Below are 21,594 nucleotides of genomic sequence, written 5' to 3'. Positions count from 1 at the left end.
ATCCCTGCTTGAAATGGATTCCCGCCTTCGTGGGAATGACGGCTGGTGAGACCAGGCGGTGAGGTCTGCCACTCCGAGGCCCGCCAGGCAGGCGGGTGAGGGGGGCGTAGCGCGTCATCCGGGTTTCGCCAACCCTCTCCCCACGCCGCTCTGACGGGGAGGGTACACAAGCGTCAGACGCCGGCGTAGTAGCCGCGCATGGCGTCGAGATACGCGTCGAGGTTGCGGCCTTGGCCGGTGTCGAAGCGCTCGCCGGTCTCGTCGAGCTGGTCGATGCGGTCAGGGCGGAAGTTGCGGAAGGCGCTGCGCAGGCGGCACCAGGTGCCCAGCGTCCACTTGCCGCCCCAGAAGGCCAGGCACAACGGCTCGACCTCGCGCGTGCTGGCCTGCCCGCTTTCGTCGCGGTAGACCAGCCTGAGCACCCGTTGCGCCTCGATGGCCGCATGCAGGCGGTCGATCCGCGCGGCGAAGGCGAGCGTCATCTCGTCGCGGTAGACCGGCGCATAGATGCGCGTGCGCGCGGCGCGCTCGCGCAGTTCCGCCGGCAGCACCGCCTCGATCTTCATCAGCGCCGCCTGCGCGCCCTCGGCCAGGCGCTCGCCGGCGAAGGCGCGCACGAAGCGCGTGCCCACCACCAGCGATTCGAGTTCCTCTGCGGTGAACATCAACGGCGGGATGTCCGCGCCCTTGCGCAGCACGTAGCCGACGCCCGCCTCGCCCTCGATCGGCACGCCGGAGAGCTGCAGGTCGGCCACGTCGCGGTAGACCGTGCGCAGCGACACGCCCAGCGTCTCGGCCAGCGAGCGCGCCTGCAGCGCGGTGCGGCGTCCGCGCAGGGCATGGATGATGAGGAACAGGCGGTCGGCGCGGCGCATCGGCGAATGATCGCCGAGGCGCGGTGCGCGAACCAGTGCGCCACCGCGCCGTCCCGCTCAGGTTTGGCCGGCGAGGAACTCGGCATCTTTCGCCTCGGCCCGCTGCATCGCCGGGCGCGCGCGCACACGGTCGATGTACTGGCGCACCGGCGGCAGCTCGGGCACCAGCTTGAACATCGTGGTCCAGTGCAACGCAGTGCCCCACAGCACGTCGGCGGCGCTGAAACGATCGCCGAGCAGCCAGGGCCCGGGCGTGAGCTGGGCGACGATCGCGTCCAGCACCTCCTGCCAGCTGCCGTAGGGCGACATCATGTGCGGAGCCGGTTCGCGCTGCATCGAGCGATCCAGCAGCGCCGGCTCGAAGCACGAGCCGTAGAACACCATCCAGCGCAGGTACGGCCCGCGCAGCGGGTCGCCGATGGCAGGCGCCAGTCCCTTCTCCGGGTACAGATCGGCCAGGTACATCATCACTGCCGGCTGCTCTGTGACCATCGCCTCGCCGTGGCGGATCGCCGGCACCTTGCCCAGCGGGTTGAGCGCCAGGTAGGCCGGGTCGCGCTGGGTGCCGGCCTTCAGGTCGAGCAGGTGCAGGTCGTAGTCGACGCCCAGTTCCTCCAGCAGCGCCAGCGTGCCGCGCGAGCGCGACTGCGGGGCATGGAAGAAGGTCACCTTCGGTACGTTCATGGCTTGGCTTCCTAGAGGTGGCCGGTGACGGCCGGCGGGTTCATCCAGTTGTCGTGCTGCCCGTCGAAGTGGCGCACCGGGGCGTCGGCCAGTTCCTGCGGGGTGACGTCGTCCAGGCAGGCCAGGTTGACGCTGACGAAGTCGCCGCCCAGCTGCTCCAGACGTCCGGTGCCGAACGGCTGGATGCCGCAGTGGCGGCAGAATCGGTAGTGCATGCTGTGGGTGCCGAACTGGTAGTCGGCCAGTGCCGCCTCGCCTTCCAGCAGGCGGAACGCCTCCGGCCTGACGATCGCACCCCAGCGGCGCGCGTCTTGCTGCAGATCGAGCAGTTGCAGCGGCCGGTGCCCGCCGCCAGGTCGATGTCGGCGGCGAAGCGCACCGCGCCGCAATGGCAACTGCCGTGGTAGGTCCTGGTCATGCCGGCTCCTCGCGTGTGGCGTCGGAAGGGATGCCACGCAGCAGCGAGCGCGGCGTGGGCGCGAGACGCAGGATCTCCGGCATCGCGTCAAGACGATGGATCCACGCGGCGAGGGCCGGCTCCGCCGCCGCGGCGGCCTGGAACCGTGCCTGCGCCGCGGCGTCGGCGAAGGCGGCGAACCAGACAAGCACGCATTCGCCCTCGCGCACCGGCAGGCGCGGATAGGTGTTGCGCGCCGGCTCGGTGGTCCATTGGGCCAGCAGCGGTGCGCCGAGTCGTTCCAGCGCCGGCCGCACCTCGCTGTCGAAGCGGCGCGCGAGCGCGGCGGCGTCGCCCGGCGGCAGCGGGCAGATGGTGGCGGCGAGCACGCCGGCCGGTACGCGTTGGCCCGCCGACGGCCGAATCAGCCCGTCGAGCGCAAAGCCGCGGACCGGGCGCAGCAGCAGCACATCGTCCGAATCGACCATGGTGGCGTTGGCCGCCTCGCGGTGCGCCCGCCAGACCGGGCCGTCGTAGAACGCGGCCAGCGCGGCGGCGCGCGACTCCATGTCCTGGAAGCTGCGCAGCCAGACGAAGCGGTTCGCATCGTCCAGATCGCGGAACTGGCCGGGCAGGCCGATGCCGAGCGCTTCCTGCGATTCGACGAACTCGCGCTCGAAGAGCTCCACCAGGTGCTCGCGCTGGCCGGGGCGCAGCGTGTACTGGCGCAGTTCCAGTATGCCGTGGGCGCTCATGGCCGCCGCCCGAAAAGCACGGCGACCAGCGCCAGCAGGGTCATGCGCCGGTGTGGCCGCTGCTGCGACATCGGCGGCAGCGCGTGCGGCCCTTCGACCAGCCGATTGCGCCCGGCCAGCGGGCGGTAGGCAACGGCGACGCGACGGAGGATCGGATGCATGGTCACCCTGCTCACGCCGCGGCCGCTTCGCCGACGCACCACGGCGGCAGCTGGGCATGCTTGAACAGGCGGTACCAATGCTCGCGGTCGGTGGGGCCGTAGAGCTCCAGGGTGCGGATCACCTCGCGCGCGAAATCCACGCTGCCCAGGTGGCTGGCGGTGATCGTGCCGCCGTCGCTGACCGCGAGCACCGAGGCGTCGTACTGGGCGCTGCCGCCGTAGCCGGGCACCTGACCGTCGATGTGGCCAGCCCAGTTGCCGGTGTGGCGGCAATGCTCGAGCAGGCCGGCGCGAGCGAGTGCGAGCACGCCGCTGTCGATGCCGGCGACGACCGTGCCGGCGCCATGCAATTGGCGGATCGCCGCCACCGCCGCCGCGCCCTCGCCACGCTGCCACAGATGGCCACCGGGCACGATCACCAGCGCGGCGCGGCCGAAGTCCAGCTCGGCCAGGCTCAGCTGCGGCTGCACCGCCAGACCGCCCATCGAGACCACCGGCGCGCGGGTGAAACCCACCGCCGCCACCTGCCAGTCGCCCGGCCGGCGCACCTCGCACAGCGCCAGCGCCGCCTGCCAATCCGCAAAGCCGTCGAATACCAGGAAATAGACCGTGTCACGCATCGCCGTTGCCTCCGTTGCAAGGCATGCAGGATGGAACGGGGCTGCTGCCAGCGTGATGTCAGCAGTGGGGCAGCGGGCGGGCGGTGGTGGTCCAAGCCATGGGCTCGCCTCTATCAAGCGAGGTTGGGGTCGGGCCGGGCCGCCATTCACGCGCGCCCCGTAGAATGCGCGTTCCTTCCTGCCACGGACCCGACATGAAGCCAGTCTCGCTGATCCAGTTCCTCATCGAGGAACGCCGCGCCGGCCGCATCAACGCCGAGCTTTCGCTGCTGATCGAAGTGGTCGCGCGCGCCTGCAAGCGCATCGCGGTGGCCACCAGCAAGGGTGCGCTGGGCGGCGTGCTGGGCAACGCCGGCAGTGACAACGTGCAGGGCGAGGCGCAGAAGAAGCTGGACGTGATCTCCAACGAGATCCTGCTGGAAGCCAACGCCTGGGGCGGCCACCTGGCCGCCTGCGCCTCGGAGGAGATGGAAGATCCGCAGCCGATCCCCGACATGTACCCCAAGGGCAACCACCTGCTGCTGTTCGATCCGCTGGACGGCTCTTCCAACATCGACGTCAACATCTCGGTCGGCACCATCTTCTCGGTGCTGCGCTGCCCCGAGCACGTCACCGAGCCGAAGGTGGAGGACTTCCTGCAACCGGGCACGCAGCAGCTGGCCGCCGGCTACGTGGTGTACGGCCCGGCCACGCTGCTGGTGCTCACCTTCGGCCACGGCACGCATGAGTTCACGCTGGACCGCGAGGTCGGCAGCTTCACGCTCAGCCGGCGCGACATCCGCATCCCGGTCGAGACCGCCGAGTTCGCCATCAACATGTCCAACCAGCGACACTGGGAGGCGCCGATGCAGCGCTACGTGGGCGAGCTGCTGGCCGGCAAGGAAGGCCCGAGGGCCAAGGACTTCAACATGCGCTGGGTCGCCTCGATGGTGGCCGACGTGCACCGCATCGTGACCCGCGGCGGCGTGTTCTTCTACCCGCTGGACGCCAAGATCAAGGCCAAGGGCGGCAAACTGCGGCTGATGTACGAGGCCAACCCGATGGCCTTCATCGTCGAGCAGGCCGGCGGCGCGGCCACCACCGGGCGCGAGCGCATCCTCGAGATCCAGCCGACCGGCCTGCACCAGCGCGTGCCGGTGTTCCTGGGCTCCAAGGCCGAGGTCGAGGTGGCTACGCGCTACCACCGCGAAGCCGACGTCGCCCACGCCTGATCACGCATGGCCTGACCCCGCACGGCCGGTGCCACGAGGCCGGCCGTGCCCAGCCCCGTCACTGCCCTCGCCCTGCCCCACGCTTGTGTCTGCCCCCGAAAGAAACGCCCCGGCCATGCGCACCCGCTCCCTGCTCCTGCTGCTCACCCTCACCCTGGCCGGCTGCGCACCGTGGCGCAAGCCGCCGTCGGCACCGGCGCCGCCACCGCGCAAGCTGGTGATCGGCCTGGCGCTGGGCGGCGGGGCGGCCAAGGGTTTCGCACACATCGGGGTGATCAAGATGCTGGAGGCCAGCGGCATCCACCCGGACGTGGTTACCGGTACCAGCGCCGGCAGCGTGGTCGGCGCACTGTACGCCAGCGGCATGGACGCCTTCGCGATGCAGCAGGCGGCGATCGCGCTGGACCAGGCCTCGCTGCGCGACGTGCGCCTGTTCAGCGGTGGGCTGGTACAGGGGCAGAAGCTGCAGGACTACATCGACGCGCAGGTCGGCCAACGGCCCATCGAACGGCTCAAGCTGCCCTTCGCCGCCGTCGCCACCGACCTCGCCAGCGGCCAGCGCACCGTGTTCACCCATGGCGACACCGGCCAGGCGGTGCGCGCCTCGTGCAGCGTTCCGGGGGTGTTCGAGCCGGCGCTGGTCGGAGGCCGGCGCTACGTCGACGGCGGCGTGGTCAGCCCGGTGCCGGTCGATGCCGCGCGTCAGCTCGGCGCGGACTTCGTGATCGCGGTGGACATCTCCGCCCGCTCCGACGGCTCGCTGCCGACCGACATGCTGGGCATCGTCGGCCGCTCGGTGGTGATCATGGGCCAGCACCTGGGTGCGCAGGAGCTGGCGCGGGCCGACGTAGTGGTGCAACCACAGGTCAATATGATCGGCGCCGCGGATTTCGAGCAGCGCGACCGCGCCATCATGGAAGGCGAGCGGGCCGCGCTGGCGGCGATCCCGCTGATCCGCGCACGCCTTGTCGCCGCGCAACGAATGCCGGCTGCGGTCGCCGCGCACCAGCCGACGCTCGGCCCGCACGACAGCCTGTGACCGGCTGCACTTGGGCGGACGCGCCGGCGCTGCTAGCGTGGCTGTCCCCTTGCACGAGGCTCTTCCATGCACGCCTGCCCCCGCCTGTTGCCGCTGCTCACCCTGGCCCTTGCTCCACTCGCGCTGGCCCCGCAGGCCATGGCCGCATCTCCCCGGGTCGACCCGCGCATCAGCCAGTTGCTCGACCAGCTGGGCAAGGTGCGCGCCATCGACCAGGTGCAGCTTTCGCCGGATGGCCAGCGGCTGGCCTGGGTGGTGCGCGGCGAGGGCAAGCCGACCATCGAGATCGCGCGCGCCGATGGCACCGATGCGCATCCGCTGACGATGCTGAGCAAACCCGGCAGCTGCCGGCAGGAGGAGATCGCCTGGTCGCCGGACTCGCGCCGGCTGGCCTTTCTCTCCGACTGCGGCGGCAAGCCCGGCGATATGGACGTTTATACGGCTGACGTCGGTGCGACGACCGCACCGCGGCGGCTGGCCGACCTCGACGGCTACGCCCACGCGCTGAGCTGGTCGTCCGACGGCCGCGCGCTGGCCTTCCTCTACGTGGAAGGCGCCACTCGCCGCGCCAGCGCGGTCGCCGCCGCCAAGCTGGCCGCCGGCGAAGTGGGCGTGGAAGGAGGCCTGGAGATCCAGCGCATCGCCACCGTCCCGGCCACCGGCGGGGCGCCCACCCTGGCGACGCCCGTCGGCCAGTACGTCTACGAGTTCAGCTGGTCGCCCGACGCGCGCCGTTTCGCCTACGTCGCCGCGCCCGCTCCGGGCGACAACAACTGGTGGATCGCCAGGCTATACGCGCAGGACGCGCGCGCCGGCGCCGCGCCGCGCGTGCTGGTGGACCCGGGCAAGGTCGCCGGCCCGCTGCACGGACTGCAGATCGCGCTGCCGCGCTGGTCGCCGGACGGCAGCCGGCTGGCCTTCATCGGCGGCCTGATGAGCGACCAGGGCTCGACCGGCGGCGATCTCTACGCTGTAGCGGCCGCGGGCGGCGCGCCGGTGGACCTGACACCCGGCATCCACGTCACGCCGGCCTGGTTCGCCTGGACTTCGCCGCGCACGCTGCTGGTGAGCCAGGTCAGCAACGGCCAGAGCCAGCTGGCCGACTACGCGGTCGACGCCATGCGTGCCACGCAGCAGCGCGTGCACTTCACCCTGCCGGCGAGCATCGGCGACGGCAGCGCCTCGATGGCGGTGTCGCTCTCGGCCGACCACAAGCAGGCCGCCTTCACGCAGAGCTCCTACGCGGCGGCACCCGAAGTGCACGCCGGAGCGCTCGCCCAAGGCGCACCCGCGGCGGTCACCACGATCAACGCCGCGCTCCGCCCGAGCTGGGGCAAGGCCGAATCGGTCGAATGGGACCATGACGGCCGCCACGCGCAGGGCTGGCTGCTGTATCCGGCCGGCTACGATCCGGCCAAACGCTACCCGATGATCGTCAGCGTTCACGGCGGTCCGGCCGCGGCGGTGATCCCGCGCTGGCCGGGCGTGGGCTACGGCAGCGTGCCGTTCTCCACGCTGGGCTACTTCGTCTTCATGCCCAACCCGCGCGGCAGCTTCGGCCAGGGCGAGGCTTACGTGCAGGCCAACCGCAAGGACTTCGGCCACGGCGATCTGTCCGACATCCTCGCCGGCATCGATGCGATCGAGAAGAAGCTGCCGGTCGACGATGAGCGCCTGGGATTGACCGGCTGGAGCTACGGCGGCTTCATGAGCATGTTCGTGCCCACCCAGACCCAGCGCTTCCATGCGGTGGTGGCCGGCGCCGGCATCGCCAACTGGCAGAGCTACTACGGCGAAAACCTGATCGACCAGTGGATGATCCCGTATTTCGGCTCCTCGGTTTACGACGACCCGGCGGTGTACGCCAAGAGCTCGGCGATCGACTTCATCAAGCGGGTGAAGACGCCCACGCTGGTGGTGGTCGGCGACCGCGACGCCGAATGCCCCGCGCCGCAGTCGTTCGAATTCTGGCACGCGCTGCGCGCCCAGGGTGTGCCGACCTCGCTGGTGGTCTATCCGAACGAGGGCCACCACTTCGTCGACCCGGCGCACCAGCGTGATGTGCTCCAGCGCGCGCTCGAGTGGTTCGGGAAGTACCTGCCGGCCGGCTGAAGCGGTTCGCTAGCGCGGCGGCGGATCCCGCCGCTGCGTGTGCTTCACCGCGCCCAGGATGCCCAGCCCGAACACCACGATCACGCCGGCGCCGATCCACTGCAGCGGTACGTGCACCAGCCAGGCCACGTAGGCCAGGCCACCGATCAGCACGATGACGCCGATCAGGTAGAGCGAGAACGAGGACATGGCGGCCTCCGTGCATGACGTCGCGGAGGCAAAGCAAACCGACTGGCCGATCAGCGGCGCGTGAACGATCCGGAAGGGCGTACCTTCGCGTCTGTGCGCCACGCGCCCGCGGATGCTGCCTCGCGCCGACGGGCGCAGCGAGCAGGCGAACTGCCGGGGCCCGTTGACGCGCTGTTGCCGCCGGCCGATCCACGCTGTGGGAAAGCGTTGGAGCCCCGAGGCGTGAACGAAGCCACCCGTCTGTCCCGCTACGCCCGGATCGGTGCGTTCCTGCTGCGCTACCGCAAGGCGGGGTTGTTCAGCGGGCTGGATCTGGACATCCAGGAGGCAGCCCTGGCCGACGAGACCGAGGCGGTCAAACCAGGCCAACCCGAGCAGTTCGTCGACGAGCTGGAGGCGCTCGGCCCTACCTTCATCAAGGTCGGCCAGGCCCTGTCGACCCGGCCGGACATGGTGCCGGCACCCTACATCGCGGCGCTCGAGCGCATGCAGGACGACGTAGCGCCGGTGCCGGTGGCGCGGGTGCGCGAGATCATCGAGGCGGAGCTGGGCGCACGCATCGGTACGCTGTTTGCAAGCTTCGACGACGAGCCGCTGGCCGCCGGCTCGGTCGCGCAGGTGCACTCGGCCAAGCTGCATGGGGGGCGCGAGGTGGTGCTCAAGGTGCAGCGCCCGCACATCGCCCAGACCCTGCGCGAGGACCTGGCGATCCTGGAAAAGCTCGCCGGCGCGGCCGACCGCATGACCGACGTCGGCCGCCGCTACGGCTTCGTCGGGCTGGTCAGCGAGCTGCGCCACAGCCTGGCCAGCGAGCTCAACTTCGAGCTGGAGGCGGAGAACCTGCGCCGCTTCGCCGAGAACCTGCGCGGCTACGACCGTCTCTACGTGCCGCTGCCGCTGGCCGACCTCACTACCACCCGTGTGCTGACCATGCAGCGCGTGCGCGGCATCAAGGTCACGCACATCCCGCCGCTGCGGCGCATCGAGCATCCCTTGCGCGAGCAGGCACGCGAGCTGCTGCGCGCCTATCTCGATCAGGTGTTCGTGCATGGCCTGGTGCACGCCGACCCGCACCCGGGCAACGTGCTGCTGATGGAGGACCATCGCCTCGCGCTGTTCGACCTCGGGATGGTGGTGCGGCTGGTGCCACGCACGCGCCACCGGCTCCTCAAGCTGATGCTTGGCGCGATCTCCGGCAACGGCGACCAGGTCGGCGAGATCAGCGAGACCATGGGCACCGCCCTGGAGGACTTTCGCCACAGCCTGTACACGCGCCAGGTCGAACAGCTGGTGGCGAGCTACGTGGGGCTGCACAACTCCAGCCGGCAATTCTCCGAGGGACGGCTGGTGCTTGAGCTGGCGCGCGTGGGTGCGTCCTGCGGGCTGCGGCCGCCGGCCGAGCTCTCCATCCTGGGCAAGACCCTGCTCAACCTCGAGGCGGTCACCAGTGCGCTCGACCCGACCATCGACACCCGCCGCGTGGTCGAGCAGCACCTGCAGCAGGTGCTTCGGCGGCAGGCCCTGGGCACGCTCTCGCCGGCCAACCTCGCCAGCGAGTGGCTGGACGTGCAGGAGCTGGCCCGGCACACGCCGCAGCACGTGGCATCGATCCTGCGAACGCTGGCGCAGAACCGCCTGCGCGTGCGCGTGGACGGGCTGGAAGAGTCGCACATGATGGAAAGCCTGCAGAAGATTGCCAACCGCATCAGCACCGGGGTTATCGTCGCCGCGCTGGTGATCGGGTCGGCGCTGACCTCACGCATGACCAGTGGCCCGACGCTGTTCGGCCTGCCGATCCTCTCGATGCTGTTCATCATCGCGGCCGTGGCGCTGGGCTTGGGCCTGATCCTCAGTGCGCTGCGGCGCGACGGCAAGGTGGAGCGGGCGGCAAACCGGCCACCGGATTGACGCTGGGGAGGCGAAAGCACGGGGCCGCCATGCCTAGAACAGCACCCCTTGCGGCGATGCCTCGCGCGGTGGCACGAAGCTCGAGGCATCGAGCTTGAGGTCGCGCGCCCGCCCGAAACCATGCTTGCGGCAGGCCACCTCGAAGCGCCGCCTGAGCAGCTGCGCGAACACGCCCTGCCCGCGCATGCGCGTGCGGAAGTCGCTGTCGTAGTCGCGCCCGCCGTTCATCTGCTGGACCAGGCTCATCACGTGGTTCGCCCGCTGCGGCGCGTGCAGCGCCAGCCATTCGCGGAACAGCGTCTTCAGCTCGTAGGGCAAACGCACCACGGTGTAGCCGGCGCAGCGTGCGCCGGCGGCATGGGCCTGCTCGAGCACCGCTTCCATGTCCGCATCGTTGAGCGCGGGGATGATCGGCGCGACCAGCACGCCTACCGGGATGCCCGCGTCACTGAGCGCGCGAATCGTCCGAATGCGCCGGTGAGGCGCGCTTGCGCGCGGTTCGAGCTTGGCGGCCAAGTGGTTGTCCAGTGCGTTGACCGAGATGAACACCTGCACCAGATCCTCGCGTGCCATCGCCGCAAGCAGGTCCATGTCGCGTTCGACCAGAGCGTTCTTGGTGACGATAGTGCACGGATGGTGGCAATCGGCCAGCAGTTCCAGCGCCGCGCGGGTCAGCCGCCAGCGCTTCTCCACCGGTTGGTAGGGATCGGTGTTGCTGCCGATGTTGATCGGGCTGGGCACATAGCCACGTTTGGAGAGTTCCGCGCGCAGCACTTCGGCCAGATTGGTCTTGGCGCGCAGGCGCGTCTCGAAGTCGAGTCCCGGCGAGAGGTTGAGGTAGCCGTGCGAGGGCCGTGCGTAGCAATAGATGCATCCATGCTCACACCCGCGATAGGGATTGATCGCCTGGTCGAAGCCGATATCGGGCGAGTCGTTGCGGCTGATCACGCTGCGCGCGCGTTCCTCGGTCACTTCCGTGCGCGGGCGCGGGATGTTCTCGTCCAGCAGCAGGCTCTGCCAGCCGTCGTCCTCGGCCTGGTGGCGGGTGACCTCGAAGCGTCCCTCCGGATTGGAGGCGGCGCCGCGGCCCTTGCGGGCGTAGGGCGCGGTGGGATCGGTCGGCTGCATGCCGCAAGCGTAGCCCGTGGGCGTCTCACCGTTTGCGGCTGGGCCACCGGCCCTGCTCCCACCGGGCCCGGACGGGGCGCGCAACCCGCACGAGCAGGGCTACACTCGAACCGATGCCGGCCAGCCCGGTCCCGTCCACGCAGCCGCAGGAGAGCCCCTTCCATGTCCACGCTCCATCCGGTCGACCCCGCGTTTGCCGCCAAGGCGCGCATCGACAAGGACGCCTATACACGCATGTACGCCGACTCGGTACGCGACCCGGAGGGCTTCTGGGGCAAGGTCGCCCAACGGCTGGACTGGATCCGTGCGCCCACGCGCATCAAGGACGTCTCCTTCGATCCGAAGGACCTGCACATCCGCTGGTACGACGACGGCCAGCTCAACGTCGCGGCCAACTGCCTGGATCGCCACCTGGCCGAACGCGGCGACAAGACCGCGATCATCTTCGAAGGCGACGATCCCGGCGAATCACGCCGCATCAGCTACCGCGAGCTGCACGCCGAGGTGTGCAAGTTCGCCAATACGCTCAAGCACCTGGGCGTGGCCAAGGGCGACCGGGTGGCGATCTACCTGCCGATGATCCCGGAGGCGGCGGTGGCTATGCTCGCCTGCGCGCGCATCGGCGCGATCCACTCGGTGGTGTTCGGCGGCTTCTCGCCCGATTCGCTGGCCGGACGCATCGCCGATTCGCAATGCAAACTGGTGGTCACCGCCGACGAGGGCCGGCGCGGCGGCAGGCACATCCCACTCAAGGCCAACGTGGACGCGGCGCTTGAGCGGCCCGGCACCAACAGCGTGGAGACCGTGGTGGTCGTTCGCCGCACCGGTGCGGCGGTGCCGATGCAGTCCCCGCGCGACCGCTACTGGCACGTGCTGATGGACGGCCAGAGCGCCGACTGCATGCCTGAGCCGCTGGACGCCGAGCACCCGCTGTTCATCCTCTACACCTCCGGTTCCACCGGCAAGCCCAAGGGCGTGCTGCACACCTCGGGCGGCTACCTGGTCTTCGTCAGCTACACCCACGAGTGCGTGTTCGACCTGCGCGAGGAGGACGTGTACTGGTGCACCGCCGACGTCGGCTGGGTCACCGGCCACAGCTACGTGGTGTACGGCCCACTGGCCAACGGCGCGACCACGGTGATGTTCGACGGCGTACCGAACTACCCTGACCACAGCCGCTTCTGGCAGGTGATCGACAAGCACCGGGTGACGCTGTTCTACACCGCGCCGACCGCGATCCGCGCGCTGATGCGCGAGGGCGAGGCCCCGGTGAAGAAGACCTCGCGCCAGTCGCTGCGTCTGCTCGGTACGGTCGGCGAGCCGATCAACCCGGAGGCATGGGAGTGGTACTGGCGCGTGGTCGGCGAGGAGCGCTGCCCGGTGGTCGACACCTGGTGGCAGACCGAGACCGGCGGCATCCTCATTTCACCGCTGCCCGGCGCGATCGACGCCAAGCCAGGGTCGGCCACGCTGCCCTTTTTCGGCATCAAGCCGGTGATCGTCGATGCCATCGGCGAGGTGCAGCAGGGCGCGGCCGAGGGCAACCTGCTGCTGACCGACTCCTGGCCCGGACAGATGCGCACGGTCTACGGCGACCACCAGCGCTTCATCGAGACCTACTTCAGCGCCTACCCGGGGAACTACTTCACCGGCGACGGCGCGCGGCGCGACGAGGATGGCTACTACTGGATCACCGGGCGCGTGGACGACGTGATCAATGTCTCCGGCCATCGGATCGGTACCGCCGAAGTCGAAAGCGCGCTGGTGGCCCACCCGAAGGTGGCCGAGGCGGCGGTGGTCGGCTGCCCGCACGAGATCAAGGGCCAGGGCATCTACGCCTACGTCACCCTGGTCGCCGGCGAAAGCGGCACCGACGAGCTGCGCAAGGAGCTCATCGCCTGGGTGCGCAAGGAAATCGGCCCGATCGCCACGCCCGACTTCCTGCAGTGGGCGCCCAGCCTGCCCAAGACGCGCTCGGGCAAGATCATGCGCCGCATCCTGCGCAAGATCGGCGAGAACCAGCCCGATCAGTTGGGCGACATCTCCACGCTGGCCGACCCTTCGGTGGTCAAGAACCTGGTCGACGAGCGGCTGATCAGGTGACCGCCCGGGCACGACGGCAAGGCCGCATGCCGGGGTGACCGGCGGACACGCGTTCAGCGCGGCCCAGCGGAATCCCTCCTGCTGCGCGGTGCCGGCTTGTGCCGGACGGCGCCGGCCCGGCACCATGCATCGATGAACCTGGTCGGTGGGACGTCCTTGGCGAAAGCAGCAGAGCATCTGCGCGATGACGAAGTGCACGTCTGGCGGCTGCCGTATACGCCGTCGGAGGGGCGCGCACCGCTGCTCGCGCTGCTCGGCGCCTACCTCGGCCGTGATGCCGGGTCGGTGCATCTGGTCAATGGCGAATACGGCCGACCTGGGCTGGCCGAAGCCTCTGCGCTCGACTTCAACTGGTCGCACAGCGGCTCCCTGGCGCTCGTGGCGCTGGCGCGCGGAATGGCGCCCGGCGTTGACGTCGAGCGGTTGCGACCGCGGCCGCGCGCGTGGGCGCTGGCTCAGCGCTACTTCACTCCTGCCGAGGTCGCGGCGCTTGCCCGACTCGCGCCAGGTGAGCGCGAAGCGGCCTTCCTGCGTTTGTGGACCGCCAAGGAAGCGGTACTCAAGGCGCTGGGCCGCGGCCTGGCGTTCGGCCTGCATAGGCTGGACATCGAATGCGAGGGCCAGGTGCCGCGGCTGCGAGCCCTCGAGGGCGACGATGCGGCCCGATGGCAGTTGCATGCACTGCGGGCCGGGGAGGATTGCGTGGCAACGCTTGCCTGGCGGGGCGAGGCGCGGCAGGTGCGTGTGTGGTCGCTGGCCCAGGGCTGAAGCCTGCATTATTGGTCGCATTCGAATCACGAGCCGCCGCCCACTGCACCCTGGCAGCGCCACGGCCGGCAGCCCTGGCGAGGCAGCTTTGCGTTCGTGGCCGACAGCGGACGCGTCCGTTCCGGATGCACCCGGCGACGGCGCGTCGGCCCGCGTGCTTGCCCGCGCGGCACATTCGTCGCATTGTTTGCGGCCCACTGCGTGGCGTTCGTCGAGGACTGCGGCCCATGACCCTGCTCAGCGTCAACCTCAACAAGATCGCCGTGCTGCGCAACTCGCGCGGCGGCAGCGAGCCGGACATCCTGCGCGCGGCGCAGACCTGCATCGAGGCCGGCTGCGGCGGCATCACCGTGCATCCGCGGCCGGACCTGCGCCACGTGCGTCCGGACGACGTGCGCGCATTGGCAGCAATGCTGCGGGGCCGGGTCGAGTACAACATCGAAGGCAACCCGTTCGCGCCAGCGCGTGGCGCCTACCCCGGGCTGGTCGCGCTCGCCCGCGAAACGCGCCCGAGCCAGGTCACCCTGGTGCCCGACAGCGACGGCCAGATCACCTCCGACCACGGTTTCGACCTGGCCGCGGACTGCGAGCGGCTGCGTCCACTGGTGGCCGAGCTGCGCGCGCTCGGCTGCCGCGTGAGCCTGTTCGTCGATGCCGGCACGCAGGATTTCGCGCCGGCGGTGGCGATCGGCGCGGAACGCATCGAGATCTATACCGGCCCTTACGCCGAGGCCTTTGCCGAGGGGGACGCGCGCGCCGCGCTGGCCGCCTGCGCCGACACGGCGAGGCGGGCGCAGCAGGCCGGTCTGGCAGTGAACGCGGGCCACGACCTCAACCAGGCCAACCTTGGCGGCTTCAAGGCGGCCATACCTGGGCTGGCGGAAGTGTCGATCGGCCACGCGTTGATCGGTGAGGCGCTCTATGACGGGCTGGCGCCTACGGTGCGGCGCTACCTGCAGATCCTGCGCTGAGCATTGGCCAGGAAGTTGGGCCCGATGTCACGCGGCCCGTGTGCCTGGTGTCGGAGCCGCTTCTCCGTTTCCCACGAATCGTTCGGGCCCACAAAGCAAAACCCCCGCTTGCGCGGGGGTTTGCCGGTAGTGTCAAGCGATCCGCCTGAGGATCACTGTCCCTCGGTAAAGCCGATCTTGGTCAAGCCGTAGCTCTTGGCGTCGGCCAGCACGCGCGCGACCGCCTCGTAGGCCACGCCGTCGTCCGCGTTGATCTGCAGCTCCGGCTGGTTGGTCTGCTGGGCGATCACCGCGATCTGGGCCTTCAGGCCCAGCTCGTCCACCGGGGTATCGTTCCAGTACAGCGCGCCGGTACGGTCGATCTTCAACCGGATCGGTTCCAGCGGGTTTTCAGGCTGGACGATGTTGGGGTTCGGCTGCGGCAGGTCGACCTTCACCTTGTGGGTGAGCATCGGCGCCGTGATCATGAAGATGATCAAGAGCACCAGCATCACGTCGACCAGCGGCGTGACGTTGATGTCGGCCATCGGGCCGCTGGTGTTTCCGGAACTGAAAGCCATCGTCTTACTCCTTGCCGGTCGTCATGAAACCGACATGGACCATGCCTGCCGCCTTCGCGTCGCCGAGGATCTTGCGGACATACCGGTATTCGGTGTCCTTGTCGGCGCGAAGCTGGATTTCCGGCTGCGGCGTCTTGGACGCCGCCACCGCAAACTGTGCCTTCAACTCCGCCTCGGTCACCTCGGCATCGTTGAGGTACATGCTGCCGTCCTGCTTCAACGCCACGTCCATCGGCTCGACGTATCCGCTGTCAGGCGTCTTGGGGTTGGCATTGGGCAACGGCACGGTGATCCGGTGCGACATCAGGGGTGCCGTAATCATGAAGATGATCAGCAGCACCAGCATCACGTCGACCAGCGGCGTGACGTTGATCTCCGACATCGGGCCGCCGGAATTGCCTCCGGTACTCATCGCCATGGCTCAAGCCCTCACTTCTGGGTCGGCGCCACGCCTTCGACACGCGAACCGGTGGCGAAGAAGTCGTGCAGGTCGTGCGCAAACTCGTCGAACTGCGCATAGGTCATGCGGTTCGAACGGTTGAAGAAGTTGTACGCGAGCACGGCCGGGATCGCGGTGAACAGACCGAACGCGGTCATGATCAGCGCCTCACCCACCGGGCCGGCGACCGCTTCCATCGAGGCGTTGCCGGAAGCGGAGATCTTGATCAGCGCGTGGTAGATGCCCCACACGGTACCGAGCAGACCGATGAACGGCGCGGAGGAACCCACGGTCGCAAGCAAGGTCATGCCGCCTTCCAGGCGCAGGCTCTCGCGGGCCACGGCCTGGCGCAGGGCGCGGTCGATGAACTCCGAGCGGCTCAGCGACTCGGCCAGGCGGCCGCCGCCGGCCGCCGTGGCCTGCTGGTGGTGGGCCACCGCGGAGGCGGCATCCAGCGCGATCTTCGAGAAGGGTTCGCCCTTGGGCTGGGCTTCCAGCTCGCGGATCGCTTCCTGGGTCGAGGTGGTGCCCCAGAAACCCTGGATCACCTTCTCGGCGCGGGAACGGACCATCGCGTTGCGGATGGCGTTGGCGATGATGAAGTACCAGGAGGCGAACGACATCACCACGAGGGTGATGAAGACGATCCAGCCCAGCGGGTCGAAGTTGTGGATCAGGTCCCCGAAGCCCATGTGCTTCATGGCTTCGGCGTTGGAGGTGCCGCCCTGGGCCGGTGCAGTTTGTAGGAACATCATGACGCTACCTTTTAGAGATGTCAGGCGTGAACTGGTGGACTGTAATGAGGGTTACAGCTGGTTGAGAGAGAAGTTGACGGGCACGCGGGCGTAGCCCTCGACCTTCTGGCCGTTCTTGACCTCCGCATTGAAACGCCACCTGCGGACAGCGTCCATCGCCGCGCGATCAAGTTCGCGATAGCCGCTGGAAGTCTCGACCTTGACGTCCTTGACACTGCCGTCGACGGCAACCAGCACCAGCAGGGTAACCGTACCCTCGTGCCGCTGACGCATGGCCTGGGGCGGGTACTTCGGCTTGATCTGGTTGTTGTAGCTCAGATCCTGGCTGGCCGTGATGTCCGACGGCGGTGCAGGCGGCGCAGGCGGTGCCGGCGGCGGCGCCGGAATCGCATTGGTCGACTGCTCTTCCACGGCCGGCGGCGGCGCCGGCGGCGGCGGAGTCGGCGGCGGCGTCACCTGCTGGATGATCTTCGGCGGCGGCTGCTTCGGCGGTTCCGGCGGCGGCGGCGGCGGCGGCGGCGGCGGCGGCGGCGGCTCGATGAAGTTCACCTGGACGATGCGCTCTTTCTTGGCTTCCGCCTGCTTGGGTGGCGCCGGAGGCGCGATCAGCAGCAGGAACGCGAACGAGTGCAGCGCGATGGCGACAGCCAACGCCCAGGTGCGCCTCCAACTGAACGGCTTGGCGCCGGTTTCTTCGTTACTCGAGGCCATCTGTCACTTTACTGGAGCTAGTCAATCGGAATGACGTGGTCGCAGCGTCGATCGGCAAATCTCGCCCGATAGGGTGACATTTGCCACTGGACATGCGCGGGAAAGGGTTCTCAACGGTACAACAGGCCATGGCGTTTGTATAGCACCCGTGAGGCCGGCAGATGGACGTCCGTCCGACCTCGCGGGCGCGCGCCAGGCCGGCCTACTTGGTTCCTGCCTGCTTCAGCCAGGCCTTGGCCTTGGCCGAGGTTTCCGGGTCCTGTGCCGCCATCTTCATGGCAGCGATGGCACCGGGCTTGTTCTTCAGACCGCGCTCGGCTTCGGCCAGCAGCATGTACGCCGTGCCCTTGTGCTGCACGCCCTTGTCGATGCCCTGCTTGATCAGCGTCTTGGCCTCGCCGTACTTCTGCTGGGAGAGCAGCAGCTGGCCGGCGCGGATGGCGGCCTCGCCGTCCTTGCCCATCGGCATGGCCTTCTTGTAGCTCTCGATGGCCTTGCTTTCATTGCCGGCGATGTAGGACGCGTCGCCCAACAGCTTGAGGTTGTCGTAGCTGGACGTGACCACGCCCTTGGAGATGCCGTCCTCAAGCACGCCGACCGCCTTGGTCGCGTTCGGCTTGGGATCTTCGCTGTTCTGGCCGGTGATCAGGTAGAGCTTGGCCAGGTTCACGTAGCTCTTTTCGTCCTTGAAGCCGCCGGCGGCGCGCGACTTCTCCATCAGCTCGATGGCCTGGGGATATTTCTGCGCCTGCATCAGCACGGCCACGGCGTTGTTGAGCGCCGTGGTGTCATTGGGGTTGGCGGCCAGCTGCTGCTGGGCGAGCTGCGCGGCCTGGTCGCTCTGGCCAGACTCCGCGTAACTGGCCATCAGGATCTGATTCCACGATTCCTGCGGCTTGTCGGTAAGCGACTGCGCCTTCTTGATCGCGGCGATCGCCTGTGGGTACTTCTCCATGCGGTAGTAAGCGTTGCCTTCCAGCGCGTAGGACTCGGCGGTTTCCTTCTTGCCTTCGTTGCGCCACTTCTCGACCGTGTCGATGGACTGCTGGTACTGCTCGGCGGCAAGGTAGAACTGGGCCAGTTCGTACTCGAGCTGGAAGTAGGTGTCGTTCGGCAGCACGCCGATGTCCAGCGATCGCTTCAGCGCATCGATCGCACCTTTGACGTCGTTTTCGTTGTACTTGATGTTGGCGATACCCTGCAGCGCCAGCGACTGGGCGTACTTGCTGCTGCTGCTGTCGGCGATCGGCTGCAGCAGCTGCATGGCCTTGTCCTTGTCGCCGGCGTTGACCGCATCCAGGCCGTCGTTGAGCTTCTTCTGCTCGCTCGAGCTGCTGAGGTCGAGCTTGGGTTCCTTGCGGGTGGCGTTCGGATAGAGCGCCTCTTTCTTGTCCTTGCTGGACTGGTCGCCATGATCGCGGGCGATGGCGGGACTGCTCACAAGGGCGAACGCGAGCGCCGCGCCGCCCAACAGCTTGAGAAGGGGAGCATGCTTCATGGCAGTCCTCTGTAAGGTTTTTCGCACAAATCGTGCGGGGGATCGCTGAGCGTAACCCGAGCAGGCAGGCGATAACAAGTTGCACTGCCGCATGGAAGGTTCATCTAAATCAATGGGTTGCAGGCAGATTGCCGCGCCCGGTGAAAATTTTTTGGCAAAGCGGCGTCACGACTGCCAATGCAGGTTCCCGAGAGGGCCCGCAGGCAAGCGATGGTTCGTTCGCGCGTGGCGGCCCCGGATGTGCTCGGGCAAAGGCGTGGGTCGCCGCCGGCCACGGCGGCGACCTGCGCGATCAGATATCCAGGTTGGCGACCTTGAGCGCGTTGGCTTCAATGAAGTCGCGGCGCGGCTCGACGGCTTCGCCCATCAGCATCGAGAACATCTGGTCGGCGGCGAAGGCGTCCTCAATTCCCACCTGCAGCATGCGGCGGGTTTCCGGGTTGACCGTGGTTTCCCACAGCTGCTCGGGGTTCATTTCGCCGAGGCCCTTGAAGCGCTGGATGCTGCGGCCCTTCTTGGCTTCTTCCAGCAACCAGCTACGCGCTTCGGCGAAGTTGCCGATACCCCGCGATGCATTGCCGCGACGGACCACCGCGCCCGGCTGGACCAGCCCGGCCAGTTGCTGGCTCGCCTGCAGGATCGGTCTGAATTCGGCGCCCGCGAAGAACGGTTGCGGCAACAGCAGCGTATGGCTGAGGCCGTGCTGCTCGCGTACCACTTCGATCGCCGCCGGTTGCGTTTCACCAGCGGGACGCAGCGCCAGCCGGTAGCGCGGCTTGCCCAGACCGCTGGCGGCCAGGCGCTGCGCCACGCCGTCCAGCCATGCCTCCATGGCCGCGGCGTCGCTCCACATCTGCGGCGTGAGCGGTGGATGTTCCAGCAGGGCGGTTAGCACGCTGGTGTCGAAGCGATGGCCCAGCCGTTCGATCTGGTCCAGCGCCACCTGGTAATCGCGTAGCAACTTCTCCAGCGCCTGGCCGGCAACCGGCGGCGCATGGGGGTCGGTGACCAGCTCGGCGTTGTCCACGGCGCTGGAGATCAGATAGGCGTTCAGGGCCGCGTCGTCCTTCAGATACAGCTCCTGCTTGCCCTGCTTGAGCTTGTACAGCGGCGGCAATCCGATATAGACGTGGCCCCGCTCGATCAGTTCGGGCATCTGGCGGTAGAAGAAAGTCAGCAGCAGCGTGCGGATGTGCGAACCGTCCACGTCCGCGTCGGTCATGATGATGATGTGGTGGTAGCGCAGCTTGTCGGGGTTGTAATCCTCCTTGCCGATGCCGGTACCCAATGCAGTGATCAGCGTGCCGACCTCCGCCGAAGACAGCATCTTGTCGAAGCGCGCCTTTTCCACGTTGAGGATCTTGCCCTTCAGCGGAAGCACGGCCTGCGTTTTGCGGTTGCGCCCCTGCTTGGCCGAGCCGCCAGCCGAATCACCCTCGACCAGGAACAGTTCGCACAGCGCCGGGTCCTTCTCCTGGCAATCGGCAAGCTTGCCGGGCAGCCCAGCGATGTCCAGCGCACCCTTGCGACGGGTCATCTCACGCGCTTTGCGCGCAGCCTCGCGGGCGCGGGCGGCATCGACCACCTTGGAGGCGATCGCCTTGGCCTCATTGGGGTGCTCCAACAGGAACTCGCCCAACTTTTCGTTGACCGCCTGCTCCACCGCTGTCTTGACCTCGGAGGAAACCAGCTTGTCCTTGGTCTGGGAAGAGAACTTGGGATCGGGCACCTTCACCGACAGTACGGCGATCAGGCCTTCGCGCATGTCGTCGCCGGACAGCGCGACCTTGGCGTTCTTGGCCAGGCCTTCCTTCTCGATGTAGTTCTGCAGCGAACGGGTCAGCGCCGCACGGAAGCCGGTCAGATGAGTGCCACCGTCGCGTTGGGGGATATTGTTGGTGAAGCAGAACATCGTCTCGTTGTACGAGTCGGTCCACTGCATCGCCAGTTCCACCGTGATGCCGTCCTGCTCGGCCGACAGGCTGATCACATTGGGATGCAGCGCAGTCTTGAGTTGCGCCAGGTGCTGCACGAAGGAGCGGATGCCACCCTCATAGGCATAGGTGTCGTGGCGCCCCTCGCCGCGCTCGTCGACCAGGTCGATGGTGACGCCGGAGTTGAGGAACGCCAGCTCACGCAGGCGCTTGGCCAGGATGTCGTAGTGGAACTCTATATTGGTGAAGGTTTCCGGGCTGGGCAGGAAGCGCACGGTGGTGCCGCGCCGGCTGGAAATGCCTACTTCCTTCAGCGGATACAGCGGCTCGCCCAGGGAGTATTCCTGCTGGTATTCCTTGCCATCCCGACAGATGGTCAACCAGAGGTGGGACGACAGCGCGTTCACCACCGATACGCCTACGCCGTGCAGGCCACCGGACACCTTGTACGAATTGGCGTCGAACTTGCCGCCGGCGTGCAGCACGGTCATCACCACCTCGGCGGTGGAACGCCCTTCTTCCGGATGGATGTCGACCGGGATGCCGCGGCCGTTGTCGCTCACGCTGACCGAACCGTCGTCGAGGATGGTGACCGTCACATGGTCGCAGTAACCGGCCAGGGCTTCGTCGATCGCATTGTCGACCACCTCGAACACCATGTGGTGCAGGCCGGTGCCGTCATCCGTGTCGCCGATGTACATGCCCGGGCGCTTGCGCACCGCTTCCAGGCCCTTCAAAACCTTGATGTTGCTCGAATCGTAGGATGCGTTCATGCC

21 protein-coding genes are annotated in these 21,594 nt (G+C 68.2%); 7 read left to right on the top strand and 14 right to left on the bottom strand.

Annotated features, from left to right (window positions below):
- Window positions 1-173: 173 nt before the first annotated feature.
- The 6 genes from VGU65_RS05630 to VGU65_RS05605 are packed head-to-tail and all read right to left on the bottom strand — an operon-like array spanning window position 174 to window position 3,492.
- The gene (locus tag VGU65_RS05630) at window positions 174-875 is read right to left on the bottom strand and encodes a helix-turn-helix transcriptional regulator (RefSeq protein ID WP_327473666.1); all 702 of its coding nucleotides are present in this window, start codon (window positions 873-875) and stop codon (window positions 174-176) included.
- 57 nt (window positions 876-932) lie between these two features.
- Window positions 933-1,559: a glutathione S-transferase family protein gene (locus tag VGU65_RS05625; RefSeq protein ID WP_327473665.1), complete on the bottom strand. Its 627-nt coding sequence runs from the start codon at window positions 1,557-1,559 to the stop codon at window positions 933-935.
- Window positions 1,560-1,570: 11 nt separating this feature from the next.
- Window positions 1,571-1,954 carry a GFA family protein gene (locus tag VGU65_RS05620; protein WP_327473664.1) on the bottom strand — a complete coding sequence of 128 codons (384 nt, stop codon included), beginning with the start codon at window positions 1,952-1,954 and terminating at the stop codon, window positions 1,571-1,573.
- Window positions 1,955-1,973: 19 nt separating this feature from the next.
- The gene (locus VGU65_RS05615; protein ID WP_327473663.1) at window positions 1,974-2,711 is read right to left on the bottom strand and encodes an NIPSNAP family protein; all 738 of its coding nucleotides are present in this window, start codon (window positions 2,709-2,711) and stop codon (window positions 1,974-1,976) included.
- Window positions 2,708-2,872 (bottom strand): hypothetical protein, encoded by a 165-nt coding sequence (locus VGU65_RS05610; RefSeq protein ID WP_327473662.1) that lies wholly within the window; start codon window positions 2,870-2,872, stop codon window positions 2,708-2,710. The genes VGU65_RS05615 and VGU65_RS05610 overlap by 4 nt, the downstream gene beginning before the upstream one ends.
- Before the next feature lie 11 nt (window positions 2,873-2,883).
- Window positions 2,884-3,492, bottom strand: a complete 609-nt coding sequence (locus VGU65_RS05605; protein ID WP_327473661.1) for a DJ-1/PfpI family protein — start codon at window positions 3,490-3,492, stop codon at window positions 2,884-2,886.
- A 194-nt stretch (window positions 3,493-3,686) separates the two neighbouring features.
- On the opposite strand from VGU65_RS05605, the gene VGU65_RS05600 reads away from it, so the two are divergent.
- The 3 genes from VGU65_RS05600 (at window position 3,687) to VGU65_RS05590 (ending at window position 7,854) form a co-directional block, all read left to right on the top strand.
- Window positions 3,687-4,703, top strand: coding sequence for a class 1 fructose-bisphosphatase (locus tag VGU65_RS05600; RefSeq protein ID WP_327473660.1), 1,017 nt, complete (start codon window positions 3,687-3,689; stop codon window positions 4,701-4,703).
- A 115-nt stretch (window positions 4,704-4,818) separates the two neighbouring features.
- The gene (locus tag VGU65_RS05595) at window positions 4,819-5,742 is read left to right on the top strand and encodes a patatin-like phospholipase family protein (protein WP_327473659.1); all 924 of its coding nucleotides are present in this window, start codon (window positions 4,819-4,821) and stop codon (window positions 5,740-5,742) included.
- Between the two features lie 66 nt (window positions 5,743-5,808).
- Complete coding sequence (locus VGU65_RS05590) at window positions 5,809-7,854, top strand: LpqB family beta-propeller domain-containing protein (protein WP_327473658.1); 2,046 nt, start codon at window positions 5,809-5,811, stop codon at window positions 7,852-7,854.
- A gap of 9 nt (window positions 7,855-7,863) precedes the next feature.
- Here the strand turns inward: VGU65_RS05590 and VGU65_RS05585 are convergent, their stop codons facing one another.
- The gene (locus VGU65_RS05585; protein WP_327473656.1) at window positions 7,864-8,043 is read right to left on the bottom strand and encodes a hypothetical protein; all 180 of its coding nucleotides are present in this window, start codon (window positions 8,041-8,043) and stop codon (window positions 7,864-7,866) included.
- 222 nt (window positions 8,044-8,265) lie between these two features.
- Between VGU65_RS05585 and VGU65_RS05580 the strand changes: the two genes are divergently transcribed.
- Complete coding sequence (locus tag VGU65_RS05580) at window positions 8,266-9,951, top strand: ABC1 kinase family protein (RefSeq protein ID WP_327473654.1); 1,686 nt, start codon at window positions 8,266-8,268, stop codon at window positions 9,949-9,951.
- 33 nt (window positions 9,952-9,984) lie between these two features.
- Here VGU65_RS05580 and VGU65_RS05575 read toward each other — a convergent pair whose 3' ends face one another.
- Complete coding sequence (locus VGU65_RS05575; protein ID WP_327473653.1) at window positions 9,985-11,079, bottom strand: PA0069 family radical SAM protein; 1,095 nt, start codon at window positions 11,077-11,079, stop codon at window positions 9,985-9,987.
- A 162-nt stretch (window positions 11,080-11,241) separates the two neighbouring features.
- On the opposite strand from VGU65_RS05575, the gene acs reads away from it, so the two are divergent.
- From acs to VGU65_RS05560, 3 genes are all read left to right on the top strand, one after another.
- Entirely contained in the window at window positions 11,242-13,182 is a 1,941-nt protein-coding gene (acs, locus tag VGU65_RS05570; RefSeq protein ID WP_327473652.1) for an acetate--CoA ligase, read from the top strand.
- 132 nt (window positions 13,183-13,314) lie between these two features.
- Entirely contained in the window at window positions 13,315-13,950 is a 636-nt protein-coding gene (locus VGU65_RS05565) for a 4'-phosphopantetheinyl transferase family protein (protein WP_327473651.1), read from the top strand.
- Window positions 13,951-14,177: 227 nt separating this feature from the next.
- Window positions 14,178-14,921, top strand: coding sequence for a pyridoxine 5'-phosphate synthase (locus VGU65_RS05560; protein WP_327473650.1), 744 nt, complete (start codon window positions 14,178-14,180; stop codon window positions 14,919-14,921).
- Window positions 14,922-15,073: 152 nt separating this feature from the next.
- Here the strand turns inward: VGU65_RS05560 and VGU65_RS05555 are convergent, their stop codons facing one another.
- The 6 genes from VGU65_RS05555 to gyrB all read right to left on the bottom strand — a co-directional run bounded on the left by VGU65_RS05555 (window position 15,074) and on the right by gyrB (window position 21,591).
- A complete protein-coding gene (locus tag VGU65_RS05555) occupies window positions 15,074-15,481 on the bottom strand; it encodes an ExbD/TolR family protein (protein ID WP_327473649.1) in 408 nt (135 codons plus the stop codon).
- Window positions 15,482-15,485: 4 nt separating this feature from the next.
- The gene (locus VGU65_RS05550) at window positions 15,486-15,899 is read right to left on the bottom strand and encodes an ExbD/TolR family protein (RefSeq protein ID WP_327473648.1); all 414 of its coding nucleotides are present in this window, start codon (window positions 15,897-15,899) and stop codon (window positions 15,486-15,488) included.
- A gap of 11 nt (window positions 15,900-15,910) precedes the next feature.
- Entirely contained in the window at window positions 15,911-16,672 is a 762-nt protein-coding gene (locus VGU65_RS05545; protein WP_327473761.1) for a MotA/TolQ/ExbB proton channel family protein, read from the bottom strand.
- Window positions 16,673-16,726: 54 nt separating this feature from the next.
- Window positions 16,727-17,386, bottom strand: a complete 660-nt coding sequence (locus tag VGU65_RS05540) for an energy transducer TonB (protein WP_327473646.1) — start codon at window positions 17,384-17,386, stop codon at window positions 16,727-16,729.
- Window positions 17,387-17,588: 202 nt separating this feature from the next.
- Window positions 17,589-18,884, bottom strand: a complete 1,296-nt coding sequence (locus tag VGU65_RS05535; RefSeq protein WP_327473645.1) for a tetratricopeptide repeat protein — start codon at window positions 18,882-18,884, stop codon at window positions 17,589-17,591.
- A 292-nt stretch (window positions 18,885-19,176) separates the two neighbouring features.
- Entirely contained in the window at window positions 19,177-21,591 is a 2,415-nt protein-coding gene (gene gyrB / locus VGU65_RS05530; protein ID WP_327473644.1) for a DNA topoisomerase (ATP-hydrolyzing) subunit B, read from the bottom strand.
- Between the last annotated feature and the right edge of the window lie 3 nt (window positions 21,592-21,594).

Source organism: Frateuria sp., assembly GCF_035943815.1.
Classification (GTDB): Bacteria; Pseudomonadota; Gammaproteobacteria; order Xanthomonadales; family Rhodanobacteraceae; genus Frateuria_A.
The sequence above is the reverse complement of the archived record's forward strand: the minus strand, read 5'-3'. Positions and strand labels throughout refer to the sequence as shown.